Annotated in this window: 12 protein-coding genes; 10 read left to right on the plus strand and 2 right to left on the minus strand. The window is 59.9% G+C overall.

The genetic code is table 11. The features are described from left to right. Positions 1–2: 2 nt before the first annotated feature. Genes ACR0CA_RS02955 through mdoH form a run of 4 tightly spaced genes read left to right on the plus strand, consistent with a single transcriptional unit; the run spans position 3 to position 5,987 of the window. Positions 3–1,373 (plus strand): tetratricopeptide repeat protein, encoded by a 1,371-nt coding sequence (locus tag ACR0CA_RS02955; RefSeq protein ID WP_480897406.1) that lies wholly within the window; start codon positions 3–5, stop codon positions 1,371–1,373. Positions 1,374–1,408: 35 nt separating this feature from the next. Then, entirely contained in the window at positions 1,409–2,626 is a 1,218-nt protein-coding gene (locus ACR0CA_RS02960) for an OpgC family protein (RefSeq protein WP_480897407.1), read from the plus strand. After that, positions 2,623–4,122, plus strand: a complete 1,500-nt coding sequence (locus ACR0CA_RS02965) for an OpgD/OpgG family glucan biosynthesis protein (protein WP_480897408.1) — start codon at positions 2,623–2,625, stop codon at positions 4,120–4,122. The genes ACR0CA_RS02960 and ACR0CA_RS02965 overlap by 4 nt, the downstream gene beginning before the upstream one ends. After that, positions 4,119–5,987: a glucans biosynthesis glucosyltransferase MdoH gene (gene mdoH, locus ACR0CA_RS02970; protein WP_480897409.1), complete on the plus strand. Its 1,869-nt coding sequence runs from the start codon at positions 4,119–4,121 to the stop codon at positions 5,985–5,987. The genes ACR0CA_RS02965 and mdoH overlap by 4 nt, the downstream gene beginning before the upstream one ends. Here mdoH and ACR0CA_RS02975 read toward each other — a convergent pair whose 3' ends face one another. Further along, on the minus strand, positions 5,988–6,812 hold the full coding sequence (locus ACR0CA_RS02975) for a CE1 family esterase (protein ID WP_480897410.1): 825 nt from the start codon (positions 6,810–6,812) through the stop codon (positions 5,988–5,990). Beyond that, entirely contained in the window at positions 6,809–7,282 is a 474-nt protein-coding gene (locus tag ACR0CA_RS02980; protein WP_170770199.1) for a rhodanese-like domain-containing protein, read from the minus strand. Before ACR0CA_RS02980 ends, ACR0CA_RS02975 begins: the two co-directional genes overlap by 4 nt. A 221-nt stretch (positions 7,283–7,503) precedes the next feature. On the opposite strand from ACR0CA_RS02980, the gene ACR0CA_RS02985 reads away from it, so the two are divergent. From ACR0CA_RS02985 to ACR0CA_RS03010, 6 genes are read left to right on the plus strand one after another with little or no spacing between them, the layout of a single operon-like run. Then, a complete protein-coding gene (locus ACR0CA_RS02985; RefSeq protein WP_480874564.1) occupies positions 7,504–10,374 on the plus strand; it encodes a monovalent cation/H+ antiporter subunit A in 2,871 nt (956 codons plus the stop codon). After that, positions 10,374–10,733: a Na+/H+ antiporter subunit C gene (locus ACR0CA_RS02990; protein ID WP_170770195.1), complete on the plus strand. Its 360-nt coding sequence runs from the start codon at positions 10,374–10,376 to the stop codon at positions 10,731–10,733. The genes ACR0CA_RS02985 and ACR0CA_RS02990 overlap by 1 nt, the downstream gene beginning before the upstream one ends. Next, the gene (locus ACR0CA_RS02995) at positions 10,730–12,274 is read left to right on the plus strand and encodes a monovalent cation/H+ antiporter subunit D (protein ID WP_480897411.1); all 1,545 of its coding nucleotides are present in this window, start codon (positions 10,730–10,732) and stop codon (positions 12,272–12,274) included. The genes ACR0CA_RS02990 and ACR0CA_RS02995 overlap by 4 nt, the downstream gene beginning before the upstream one ends. Beyond that, the gene (locus ACR0CA_RS03000; protein ID WP_174839409.1) at positions 12,271–12,771 is read left to right on the plus strand and encodes a Na+/H+ antiporter subunit E; all 501 of its coding nucleotides are present in this window, start codon (positions 12,271–12,273) and stop codon (positions 12,769–12,771) included. Before ACR0CA_RS02995 ends, ACR0CA_RS03000 begins: the two co-directional genes overlap by 4 nt. Further along, on the plus strand, positions 12,771–13,040 hold the full coding sequence (locus tag ACR0CA_RS03005) for a K+/H+ antiporter subunit F (protein WP_170770632.1): 270 nt from the start codon (positions 12,771–12,773) through the stop codon (positions 13,038–13,040). Before ACR0CA_RS03000 ends, ACR0CA_RS03005 begins: the two co-directional genes overlap by 1 nt. Before the next feature lie 7 nt (positions 13,041–13,047). Then, positions 13,048–13,434, plus strand: coding sequence for a Na+/H+ antiporter subunit G (locus ACR0CA_RS03010; RefSeq protein ID WP_170770191.1), 387 nt, complete (start codon positions 13,048–13,050; stop codon positions 13,432–13,434). Positions 13,435–13,437 lie beyond the last annotated feature (3 nt).

Consider the following 13,437-nt stretch of genomic DNA (forward strand, 5'->3'; position numbering starts at 1 on the left):
GCATGAAACAAGACGTTTTCGGACAGATGAACACCCTGAGCCATTCGGCAAGCGCCGAGGCATGGGATGGCGTGCTGCTCGGGTTCATGGCGCATGCGGCGGTGACGCCTCAGCATCTGGGAAAAGTTCTTGAGCTTGAGCCCGATTTTGCCCTGGGCCATGCGATCAAAGGTCTGTTCATGGTTCTGTTGGGCCGCCGCGAGATGATGCCAGTCGCCATCGAAGCTCTGGCCGCGGCCAATGCCGCGATGGAGCGTCAACCGGTAACCTCACGCGAACGCCTTTATGTACAAGCGCTGGAGCTGTATCTGTCCGATCTGCCCTCGCAAGCCGTTCAGAAATTCGAGGAAATCCTGCGCGCCCATCCGCAAGACTCGCTGGCGATGAAGCTTAGCCATGCCACCCGCTTTGTTCTGGGCGACGCCGAAGGCATGCGTCGCTCGATCGAACGTGTGATGCCGGCGTATGAGCCTGATCACGCGGGCCGTGGATATCTGTTGGGCTGCCATTCTTTCGCGCTGGAAGAAACCGGCGCCTATGAGAAGGCCGAGATTGCAGGCCGTCAGGCGCTGTGGATGGTGTCAGATGACGCATGGGGCCTACACGCGGTGGCCCACGTGCATGAGATGACCGGTAACGCACAGTTGGGTCTGGATTGGCTGGCCGGGCGCGAGGACGCTTGGGCGCATTGCAACAACTTCCGCTATCACGTCTGGTGGCACAAAGCGCTGATGCATCTGGATCTGGGTCAGGTCGATCAGGTGATGGAGCTGTATGACAACTACATCCGTCAGGACAAGACCGACGATTACCGCGATATCTCGAACGCGACCTCGTTGTTGTCCCGTCTGGAGCTTGAGGGGGTAAATGTTGGCAATCGCTGGGAAGAACTGGCCGACCTGAGCGCCAATCGCACCGAAGACGGCTGCCTGATCTTTGCCGACCTGCACTATCTCCTGGCCCTCACTGGCGATAACCGGGACGAGGCGACCGGAAAGATGCTGAAACGCATCCAGAAAGACGCCCAGCGTAATCAAGGCGACACCCCGATCCGCATGTCCGATCCGGGCGTTGCAGCAGCCAAAGGGTTGGAAGCATTTGGCGACGGCCTGTACGGCCAAGCCTTTGATTTCCTTTCTACAGCACGTGATGGAATGCAACTTGCAGGTGGCAGTCACGCGCAACGTGATGTATTCGAGCGCATCACAATTGATTCCGGCCTGCGCGCCGGGCGTCTGGATGCAGTCGAGCGCATCCTGGATGACCGCCGCGCAAAACGAGCCGGTGGCGAGGACAATTACGCCCTTGCGCGCCGCGCATTGATCGACGCGGCACGCGATGACGGAGACGCACAAAGCGTTCCGGCTGAATAACAAAAACAAAAAGACCAAAGAAGGACAGAACACGTATGGCGACAGCATCGCCCGCTTCTGATTTTGCGCCTGCGGCAGCTCAAGTAGCCGCCCCTGCCCGCGTGCGCGACCCACGGCTGGATTTCTATCGCGGCATCGCGATGTTCATCATCCTGATCGCACACATCCCGAACGACCCCTGGGCCAGATGGATTCCAGCGCGGTTCGGCTATTCGGATGCAACCGAGATTTTCGTATTCTGCTCGGGGATGGCCTCGGCCATTGCGTTTGGTGGGGCCTTTGCCCGCAAGGGTTGGTGGATGGGAACGGCTCGCGTGGCGTTCCGCATCTGGCAGGTCTACTGGGCGCATATCTGCCTGTTTTTCTTTGTGGCCATGTCGATGGCGGCGCTGGACCAGACGGGTTTCTTCGAGAAAACATACATTTCCTCACTGAACCTCCAGCACTTCTTCAACGATCCCGCGCAGCAGATGGTCGGTCTGTTCACGCTGACATACGTGCCGAACTACTTTGACATCCTGCCAATGTATCTGGTGGTTTTGGCGCTGATGCCCGTTTACATGGGCCTCTATCGCGTCGGGTTCTGGGCCGTGGCCGCCACGTCGATTGCGATTTGGCTGGTGGCACAAACTGGCGCGCTGGCCCTACCGGCCGAGCCTTGGTCGGACCGTCAGTGGTTCTTCAACCCCTTCGGCTGGCAGTTGCTGTTCTTTACCGGCTTTGCCTTCATGCGCGGGTGGATCCCCGCCCCGCCCGTATCGAAAACCCTGATCTGGGCTGCCGTGCTGTTCCTGATCCTGTCGGCCCCGTTTGGATCTTGGAAGGTCTTTACCTGGATCAACAATGCCGCGCCTGAATTGGGTGCCGTGCTGCGCAAGGGCTGGCCCTTGACCTCGGAACTGCGGGGCAAGACCGAGTTTGGCCTGCTGCGCTATGTCCACTTCCTCTCGCTGGCCTATCTGGGCTGGGTCGTCGCGGGTGAGCATGGCCATCGCCTGATCGCAACCGGTCAGGGTGCAGCGGCGAAAGTGTGGGAATTCCTGCTGACCGTTATAACCAAGGTCGGGCAGCAATCGCTGGCGGTTTTCGTCTTTTCCATGGCAGCAGCGCGCCTGATCGGCGTTGGGCTGGACCTGAGTGGGCGAGATGTTGCCAGCGTTTTCATCGCCAACATTATTGGCTTTGCTATGATCATCGGCGTGGCCTATCTGGCCGGTTGGTTCAAGTCACAGCCATGGAAGTCTAAAAAATGAATTTCACACGTCGCGCATTTCTGGCCTCAACTTCGGCGCTTGCTTTCGCTCCGGCCACCTTTGCAGCCGGGGGCGAGGTCCCCTTTGACCGCAACGATGTGATCGCGCTGGCCCGTGAACTGGCCAGCCAACCCTATGCCGAGCGTGAAATGGTTCCGCAGGAATGGCAGGACCTGACGTATCAACAGTATCGCTCGATCCGATTCCGGCTGGACCGTGCGCTGTGGTATGAAACCCAGACGCCGTTCAACGTAGATTTCTTTACGCCAGGCCTGTACTTCCCGCGCACTGTTAAGGTTTCAACGGTCGAGGACGGGATGACCACCCCGGTTACGTTCGATCTGTCGATGTTCGACAAATCCGAAGACGTGCCGACCCTGCCCATCGACGACACGCTGGGGTTCTCTGGCTTGCGCCTGCGCACCGAAATGCACCGCCCCGGTAAGACCGATGAGTTCTGCGTCTGGCAAGGCGCCAGCTATTTCCGCGCTATTGGTCTGCACGAGGTTTACGGGCTGTCCGCGCGTGGTCTGGCCCTAAAAACAGGGGACCCGGATGGTGAGGAATTTCCCGAATTCATCCGCTTTTGGCTGGAACGACCCAAACCCGGCCAGCGCAACATGGTCGTCCACGCGCTGATGGACAGCCCCAGCGTGACCGGGGCCTATCGGTTCAACGTCACCGCCGGGGCCGACTGCATCATGGATGTCGAAGCAACGCTCTTCCCCCGCGAAGAGCTGCCCCATGTGGGCATCGCGCCCGGCACTTCGATGTTCCTGTTCGACCAGACCAACCACAGCCGGTTTGACGATTTCCGCCCCGCCGTTCATGACAGCGATGGCTTGATGGTTCGCAACGGCGCAGGTGAGGTGCTGTGGCGGCCTTTGGCCAACCCCACCCGCCTGCAGATCTCGTCGTTCGTGGATACGAACCCACGTGGCTTTGGCCTGATGCAACGGAAACGCAAGTTCTCGGACTATGCGGATCTTGAGGCGAACTATCACAAGCGCCCCGGCCTGTGGGTCGAACCCAAGGGCGATTGGGGGAAAGGCACCGTGACGCTGGTCGAGATTCCGGCGGATCAGGAAATCTACGACAACATCGTCGCCTATTGGCGCCCGGCCGAGCCCTATGCCGCCGGCAGCCAGATCGACATGTCCTATCGTTTGATCTGGGGCGAAGAACCCCAGCGCACGCCCATGCCACGGGTGATCAACACCGCGATGGGCGACAATACCTTCGGCGACGGACGTCTGGCAGTAGTCGATTTTGAGGCCTCCGACCTGTTCGATGACCCCGAAGCGATGACTATTTTTGTGGACTCACCCCATGCCGAAACCTCAGACGGCGTGCTGCAACGCAATCCCGATACCGGCGGCTTGCGGCTGGCATTCTCGTTCCAGCCGGGCGAGCGGAACCACGTGGAGCTGCGCGCGCAGCTTCTGAAGGACAAACAGCCAGCCTCTGAGGTGTGGCTCTACCGTTGGACCTCATGAGCCGCGATCTGCATATCATGCCGTCTGAGGCCCCTCTGGCGATGCCCGCGCAGGATTTCAGCGCCGGGTTTCGGGATGCACAGGTACCGAATGGCAAGCGCGCCTCGGCCGGGTTCTGGCGTGCGCTGGCCTTTTCGCCTGCGATGGCGGCCACTCTGGGGCTGCTTTGGGTGATGTCCGACTGGTTCGGGGCCGAAGGGATCAACCTGATCGAAGGCATCCTGCTGGCGTTGATCTCGTTTAACTTTTTCTGGATTTCTTTCACGGTCTGCACCGTGCTCCTGGGTATGGTATCCTTGTCGCGGCAGGAACAGCCCAAACGCGAAGGCCGCCCTCAGCCCCTGCGCGTGGCGCTCTTGACGCCCGTCTACAACGAGGTGCCGTGGAACGTGCTGGGCAATGCCCGCACCATGCTGGAGGATCTGAGTAAGCGCGGTGGTCAGCATCACTATGCCATGTTCATCCTGTCCGACACGCGCGACCCCGAGATCGCCGCGCAGGAACAAGACAGCGTCGAGGCGCTGCGCACAACCCTAGCGCCAGGACTTGAGTTGTATTACCGCCGTCGTCCTGAAAACATTGACCGCAAAGTGGGCAATATCGCCGATTGGGTCAGCCGCTGGGGGGCTGATTGGGATGCGATGCTGGTGTTGGACGCCGACAGTCTGATGACCGGCCGTGCCATCACCCGCCTAACCGACGCCTTGGCGCGTGACCCCGGAGCCGGTCTGATCCAGAGCTACCCGCAGCTGATCGGCGCGCAATCGGTCTTTGCCCGGATGCAGCAATTTGCCAACGGCGTCTACGGCATCGCCTTTGCCGAAGGTCTGGCCCGTTGGTGCGGGCAAGAAGGCAATTATTGGGGCCACAACGCCATCATCCGCACCCGTGCCTTTGCTTCCAGCGCGGGGCTGCCCAAGCTGCGCGCCTTCAATGGTCAGGAAAAGCTGATCATGAGCCACGATTTTGTTGAGGCCGGACTACTGCGCCGCGCCGGGTGGGCCGTGCGGTTTCTGCCACGCATTCGCGGGTCGTATGAAGAGACGCCCCCTACGCTGATCGACCACGCGCTGCGGGACCGGCGCTGGTGTCAGGGCAATCTGCAACACCTGAAACTGCTGGGCTCGACCGGGTTCCGCGCGGTGTCCCGCTTCCACATGTTCCATGGTGCGGTCGGGTATCTGATGTCGCCCTTGTGGTTTGCTCTGCTGGTTATGTGGGCGCTGATCGGTCAGGGTGAGGACGCCTCGGTCCTGTATTATTTCAGCCCCGACAATCCACTGTTCCCGCAATGGCCCGAGATGTCGGAAACCCGCCATGTGCTGATCATTCTCGTTATGTATGCCATGTTGCTGGCCCCCAAGGTGCTGGGCGTTCTAGCCCTGCCGCTCAGCGGTGTGCGCTATTCGGATTTTGGCGGCGGCTTCAAATTCCTGACTTCGTTTTTGTCCGAGGTCATTCTGTCGATCCTCTACGCGCCGATCCTGATGGTGCAACAGATGATCGCTGTGTTCCGCACCGCATTCGGTGTTCAAAAGGGCTGGTCCCCACAGGCGCGCGACGGGGGCAGCTATGGGCTGCGCACTCTGATCCTGTGCCATGCTCTGGAAACCGTCAGCGGCGTAGCGTTGAGTGTCGGCATCCTGTCCGGGCTGGTCTCGGTCTGGCTGGCCCCGATAGCGATCAGCCTGGCCTTCGCGATCCCGCTTTCTGCACTCAGCGGAGTGTCTTCGGGCCCTGCGCGCCGCATGGTCGGGATGAAAGAGGATGTTAAGGAACCCGCGATCACACGCTCGGCCCGCCGTCACAGAGACGAGTTGAAGCGCTTGATCGAAGGTAAAGGCGTGATGACCCCGGCAGAGTGATCAGCCGCCGGGCAGGCCTTCGTACCAGTCCACCATCATGTCCGCCCACCCTTTGGGCACTGTGTGCCCTCCAGGGAACAGCGCAAACTCCAGTGCACTGCCATCTGCACAGCCGCTCCAATACCGGCGCATAAAAGGGCCGGTCGTCGAAAACCCGCTGGGTTTGGTGTCGACGCAGCCATTGGCGATGCGCCAGATTTCCAGCCCGGCAAAGATATCGCCCTGATGGAACCGGCCACCGCCCAGCAAACGCCCTTCGAGCGGGACCACATTGTCGGTCCAGCCATGGGTGTGAAACATACGGATCGGCCCTTCGCAGGCCTCAGGGTGAGGTCGCCAGAACCCGCCTGATACGGGCACATAAGCCGAAAACGTCTCGGGCGCATCGCAGGCCAGATAGTTGACCATGAACCCACCGGCCGAGAAACCACCCAGAATAACGCGCTCGGCATCAATCCCGAACTTGTCAGCGGCGTCCTGAACAACCTCGGTCAGGAAGGCGGTTTCATCCCTGTCGCCGAAGCCGGGATAGAAGTTCCAGCTTTTGACACCGGGGCGATTGGCGCGCTCAAGCCCCTCGGGCGCCATCACCGCATAGCCTCGCGACAACAAGGGTTTGACCATGCCGCGGTTCTTCATCGTACCGGTTCCGCTGCCGCCATAGCCGTGCAGGAAAACGACCAGCGGCGGATTTTCCGCCTTAGGCAGTTCGATGTGGTATTCGCCCATTTCAGTGCTACAGGCACCGTCCTGATCAGCGCAGGCGGCATGGGCCGACTGCCCGGCGATTGCGGCCACGACAGCCAGCATGGCGGCGCGGATCATTGAACGGCCTCCTCATAAGTTCCAACCGGCAACCCCGACCGGACCCAACCGGGCCCTGCGGCCGAGCCTAGCATCCCTTCGGGTACATCGATGATATTGGTAAAGCCTGCTTCGCTCAGCCGGTTGCTGAGCCGCGCGGACCGAACCCCGCGCGCGCAGATCAGAGCAATAGGCGCAGACCTGTCGCCGTCGGTCAGTTGATCCAGCGCCTGAACAAAATCATCACGGCGCATGTCCAATGGATAGGCACCCTCACCCACGCCTGTCGCATCCCACTCGCGCGGGGTTCGAATATCCAGCAACAGCACGTCGCCCGACACGGCCTGTTCATGCGCCGCCTGCACACTGAGATGCCCACCCGCATAGCTGGGCGGGATCAACCGGTATTCCCGGATCGCAAAACCCGCTGCAACGGCGGCCCCGCCGCCGAAAAGAATCCACCTGCGGGTGCGGATCGTCTTGTCTGGCACGTCGTGCCCTCCTGTGTGGTCAGATACGTATTACCATATTGAACACCGCAAATCCGCGTTCAATTCAGAGAGCCGGATCAAGTTCATGTCAGGATTTTTTCAAAAACCGCAATTTGGCGACATCAGTAGGTCAAACAGCGGTACTTGCAATAGCTGGACAGTTCGAAAATTATCCTTACAAAATCAGGGTTATCTTGACCGCCCAGACCGGAGTATCGCACTTGTCCCTATTCCTCATCGCGGCCCTTCCCTTTCTTGGCGCTGTATTTCCAGCTCTACTGATCAGGGCAGGACGAAATGCAGCTGCTTCGGCTGCGGGCCTCACCACATTCCTGGCACTGATGGGCGTCTTGATCCATATCCCCACGATCATGCGCGGCGAGGTCGTGACCGCCCGGTTCGACTGGATCCCCATCCTGGGCCTGAACGCGAATTTCATGATGGACGGGCTGAGTTTTCTGTTTGCCCTGCTGATCTTGGGGATCGGACTGCTGATCATCCTATATGCGCGGTTCTACCTGTCGCGCGAGGACCCGATGGGACAGTTTTACACCTATCTGCTGCTGTTTCAGGGCGCGATGGTGGGGATCGTTCTTTCTGACAACATTTTACTTCTTCTTATTTTCTGGGAACTTACGTCTCTAAGCTCATTCTTGTTGATCGGCTATTGGAAACACCTGCCTGAGGGCCGTCAGGGCGCGCGCATGGCACTGGCCGTGACCGGTTCTGGCGGGCTGGCCATGATCGCGGGGATGCTGATTCTGGGCAATATCGTGGGGTCTTACGACCTGAGCGTAATCCTTCACAACAAGGAGATGATTCAGGCGTCGCCCTATTATCTGCCCGCTCTGATCCTGATTCTGCTGGGCTGTTTCACCAAGTCGGCGCAGTTCCCGTTCCACTTTTGGCTGCCGCACGCAATGGCGGCTCCGACACCTGTGTCGGCCTATCTGCACTCGGCAACCATGGTGAAGGCCGGGTTGTTCCTGATGGCGCGGATGTGGCCAGTTCTGGCGGGCACGGATGCGTGGTTCTATATCGTGGCGACCACCGGTTTGGTGACCATGTTGATCGGTGCGGTGATTGCGCTGTTCAAAGACGACCTCAAGGCGCTGCTGGCCTTTTCAACCGTGTCACATCTGGGCCTGATCACCATGCTGCTGGGCTTTGGCACCAAGTTTGCCGCTGTCGCCGCCGTGTTCCACATCATCAACCACGCGACATTCAAGGCTGCGCTGTTCATGACCGCCGGGATCGTCGATCACGAGACCGGAACCCGGGATATAAAAAAACTGGGCGGGCTGCGCCACCTGATGCCGATCAGCTTTACCATCGGCACTATCGCAGCGCTGTCCATGGCGGGTCTGCCGCCCCTGAACGGGTTCCTGTCGAAAGAGATGATGCTGGAAGAAACCGTCCACACCACCTGGCTGCATTCGCACTATCTGGTGCCGGGTCTAGCCCTGTTGGCTGCAGTGTTCTCGGCAGCCTATTCATTCCGCTTCATCAGCCACGTGTTTCTTGGCCCCGAGCGTCACGACTATCCGCATCATCCGCATGACCCTCCGGTCGGGCTGTGGCTGGCCCCGGCGTTTCTGGTCGTGCTGGTCGTGCTCATCGGCCTTTATTCCAACGCTATCGTCGGCCCGCTGGTCGCGGTTGTGTCGGATGCGGTCTATGGCGGTGGCAAGCCGCCCTATTACTCGCTGAAACTGTGGCACGGGTTTACGCCCGCGCTTTACATGTCGGTTGTCGCCACACTGGGTGGCCTGTTCCTGCTGTCCCAGCACCGCCGGGGTGAGCAATTCTGGAACGCCCTGCCCCGCCCCGAGGCGAAAACCATATTCGAGGCCGTGATCAGTGCGCTGACTTCGGCAAGCCGCTGGATCACCGACACACTGCATAATGGCGTGATCAGCCGCTATGCCATCATCCTGATCGCCTTTACCGTGGGGCTTGGGTACTACGCCTATGCGACCGGTTCTATCGGCGCGCAGACGCGCGATCCCCTGCCGCTGCAGGTGATCCCAGTGATCGGCTGGATTTGTCTGGTGGGAGCCACCCTGGCCATCATGTGGTTCCACCGCAACCGCCTATTGTCGCTTGTATTGATCGGTGTCGTTGGTCTGATCGTTTCGATGGCCTTCAACTATCTGTCGGCCCCCGACCTTGCGCTGACACAGATCTCGGTCGAGGTGGTAACGATGATCCTGTTGCTGCTGTCGCTGAACTTTCTGCCCACCGATACGCCTTGGGACAGCAGTGCCGCGCGGCGCTGGCGGGATGCAGCGATCTCGGTCGTAGCGGGTATCGGATCCGGTGCCCTGATCTATGCGCTGATGTTGCGGGATTTTGCCTTCCCCACGATCTCGGATTTCCACCTGGCCAATTCGTACAAGGGCGGAGGCGGCACCAATGTGGTGAACGTAATCCTCGTGGATTTCCGAGGCTTTGATACGTTCGGCGAGATTATCGTGCTGGGCATCGCCGCCCTGATCATCTTTGCCCTGACCGAGTCCGTTCTGGGCACGAATGTGCGCGCCTATCTGCTGAACCGCAAACCACATTGGCCACAGTCGGGGGACTCGCATCCGCTGATGATGGTCGTCGTGACCCGGATGATGATGCCGATCGCGCTAATGGTGGGGGCATACATCTTTTTCCGTGGGCACAATCAGCCCGGCGGCGGGTTCATCGCCGGTCTGATTGTCGCCATTGCCTATCTGATGCAATACATGGCCAGCGGCTATACCTGGGCCATTGAACGGCAGAGGTTCTACTACCATGGGTCTATCGGGTGGGGCGTGCTGATCGCCGCTGCAACAGGGATCGGTGCATGGTTCAATGAGCGTCCGTTCCTGACCAGCGATTTCGGTTATATCCACTGGCCGCCGCTGGAAGAGTTCGAATGGGCCACAGCTATCCTGTTTGACACTGGCGTGTTCCTCGCCGTGCTTGGCGCGGTGATGCTGGCGCTGGACAGCCTGTCGCGCTTTGCGTGGCAGCCGGGCATGGCGCAGGAATTCCCGATGGATATCAACCCGCTGCGGGACCGCGACACAAAAGACGATAACGAGAAGGAGCAGGCCTGATGGAAGCGCTCGTAGCCTCAGCCGTAGGCGTCATGACCGCTGCCGGGATCTTCCTGATCCTGCGCCGCCGAACCTTTCCCGTCATCCTGGGCCTTTCCCTGCTGACCTATGCGGTGAACGTGTTCCTGTTTGCCACAGGCCGGTTGGCGCTGGATGCACCTGCGGTGCTGAACAAATACAAGGACGTGCCCTACACCGACCCGCTGCCGCAGGCGCTGGTGCTGACGGCCATCGTAATTTCGTTCGGGATGACGGCAGTGATCGTGATGATTGCCCTCTCGGCCTATCTGTCGGCCAAGGATGATCACATCGACATGCGTGGACAAAACAATACCGATGCGCCGGGAGAAGACGCATGAACCACTGGATCGTCGCTCCGATCGTTCTGCCCGCGATCCTGGCCCCGTTCATCATCATGGTCCTGCGCTATCATCTGGACCTGCAACGCATCTTCTCGGTCGCTGGTGTGGTGGGCCTATTGGGTATTGCCCTGACCATCACCGCGCAGGCCGCTGGCGGAGATATTCTGGTCTATGAGTTGGGCAACTGGCCTGCGCCATTCGGCATCGTTTTGGTACTGGACCGGCTTTCTGCGATGATGGTGCTACTGACCTCGCTGTTGGCCCTGCCTATCGTGCTCTACGCCATCGCCTCGGGCTGGGACGACCGGGGCAAACATTTCCACGCCCTGTTTCACTTCCAGCTCATGGGTGTGTGCGGAGCCTTCCTGACCGGCGACGCCTTTAACCTTTTCGTGTTTTTCGAGGTGCTGCTGATCGCCTCATACGGATTGATGACGCATGGAGGCGGCGCAACCCGCCTGAAAGCAGGCGTGCAATATGTGGCCTATAACCTGCTGGGCTCTACCCTGTTTCTGTTTGCTCTGGGTACGCTTTATGCCGTCACAGGCACGCTGAACATGGCCGATATGGCGGTGCGCGTGGCTGAACTGCCTGCCGAAGATACGGCCTTGCTGCGGGTCGGCGCAGTGCTGCTTCTACTGGTCTTTTGTATCAAGGCCGCCGTTCTTCCGCTGCACTTCTGGTTGCCTGCCAGCTATGCCAACGCGCCGTTACCGGTGGCCGCACTGTTTGCGATCATGACCAAGGTTGGGGCCTATTCGATCCTGCGGATGTACACGCTGGGCTTCGGTCCCGAGGTTGAGGCCACCCAAGGCCTGGTGGGCTCTTGGCTGCAACCAGCGGCTCTGGTGACACTGGCCATTGGGACCATCGGCATTTTGGGCGCACAGCATATCGCGCGGATGGTGGCGTTCTGCGCCATCGCCTCGATGGGGACATTGTTGATCGCAATCTCTTTGTTTACCGAGACCGCTACGGCTGCGGCGCTGTATTACATCTACCACTCGACCCTTGCCACGGCGCTGCTGTTCCTGATCGCGGATATGGTGGTCGAACGCCGCGGCGGGTCCATCGCTCCCACCGCGCCGATGCCGCAGGGCGGGCTGATCTCGGCCCTGTTCTTTGTAGGGGCCATCGCCCTGGCTGGGATGCCACCCCTGTCAGGCTTTATCGGCAAGTTGCTGGTGCTGGATGCCGCGCGAGATGCGCCTGACGCCAACGCGATCTGGGCGGTTGTCCTGATCGGGTCCTTCGTGACAATCGTCGGATTGGCCCGCGCGGGTACGGTAATCTTCTGGAAAAGCCACGACATCCAGCACAATCCTGCAACCGACCTTGAAAAAGAAGAAGAGGCGCTGGCCAGCCCTGCCCCCGAGCCCCACCCCGGACTGGCCTTTACATCGGTCTTTGCGGCAGTTCTGGGTCTGGTCCTGCTGACACTCTTTGCGGGTCCGGCGCTGAAATATGCCAGCAACACGGCTGAGCAGCTCTTTACCCCAGAAAACTATATCGCTGCCGTATTGGGAGAGAACGGATGATCAGATTGCTGCACCGGATATTCCCGCACCCGCACCTGACCTTCCTGCTGACGGTGGTTTGGGTGCTGCTGGCCAATACCGGCTCGCTCAACTCGGTGGTGTTCGGGTTGTTGCTGGGGATCATCATCCCCTTTGTCACCCAGCCCTATTGGCCCGACCGGCCGAAACTGCGCAACTGGCCGATGATCGCCGAATACATGCTGGTCGTGCTGTGGGACATCGTGATCGCCAATATCACCGTGGCTAGGATCATCCTGTTCAAACGCGACGCCGACCGGCAACCCAACTGGGTCTCGATCCCATTGGAACTGCGCACCCCCGAGGCGATCACCGTTCTGGCCGGAACGATCACCATGACGCCCGGCACAGTCAGCTGCGATCTGTCCGCACAAGGCCATAACTTGCTGGTTCACTGCCTCGACGCGCCCGACCCCGAGGCAGTACGTGACGAGATCAAGCAACGCTATGAGCGCCGCCTGAAGGAGATTTTCGAATGATTGTCACCTATGCCATCTGGTTCGCTTTCGCCTGTTTCGGCGCGGCGATCATGCTGTGTCTCTACCGGATCATCTCGGCCGAGGGGGTCGGCACCCGCGTTCTGGCGCTGGACACGATGGTGATCAACACTATCGCGCTGATGATCCTGTACGGGCTTGCATTGGGGACCGAGATCTTTTTCGAATCCGCCATGATCATTGCCATGCTGGGTTTTGTCTCGACCGTAGCCTATGCGCGCTTCATGCTGCGCGGCAATATCATCGAGTGAGGGCGGCATGACGATTATCTTCGAAATTCTGATTGCTTTCTTTCTGGTCGTTTCTGGCATCTTCGGCTTTGTCGGGTCCTATGGGATGATCAAGCTGAAGGACCCGATGTCGCGCCTGCATGCACCCACTAAGGCCACCACGCTGGGCGTAGGCGGGGTGCTGCTGGCGTCGATCGGCCATTCGGTTCTGCTCGAAGGCAAGCTCTCGCTGCACGAGCTTCTGATCACGCTCTTTTTGTTCCTGACCGCGCCGATCACGGCCCTGTTCATTGCCAAATGGCATATTCATCGCCATGAAAAGCCAAGCGATCTGCCGGATGCGGGCGAGGACGAGCTTTGGGCCACCCACGCGGTCGAGCAGGTCGAGGACGTCCCTGACCACACAGCGAACTGACCC

It is taken from the genome of Ruegeria sp. F12, from assembly GCF_056533885.1.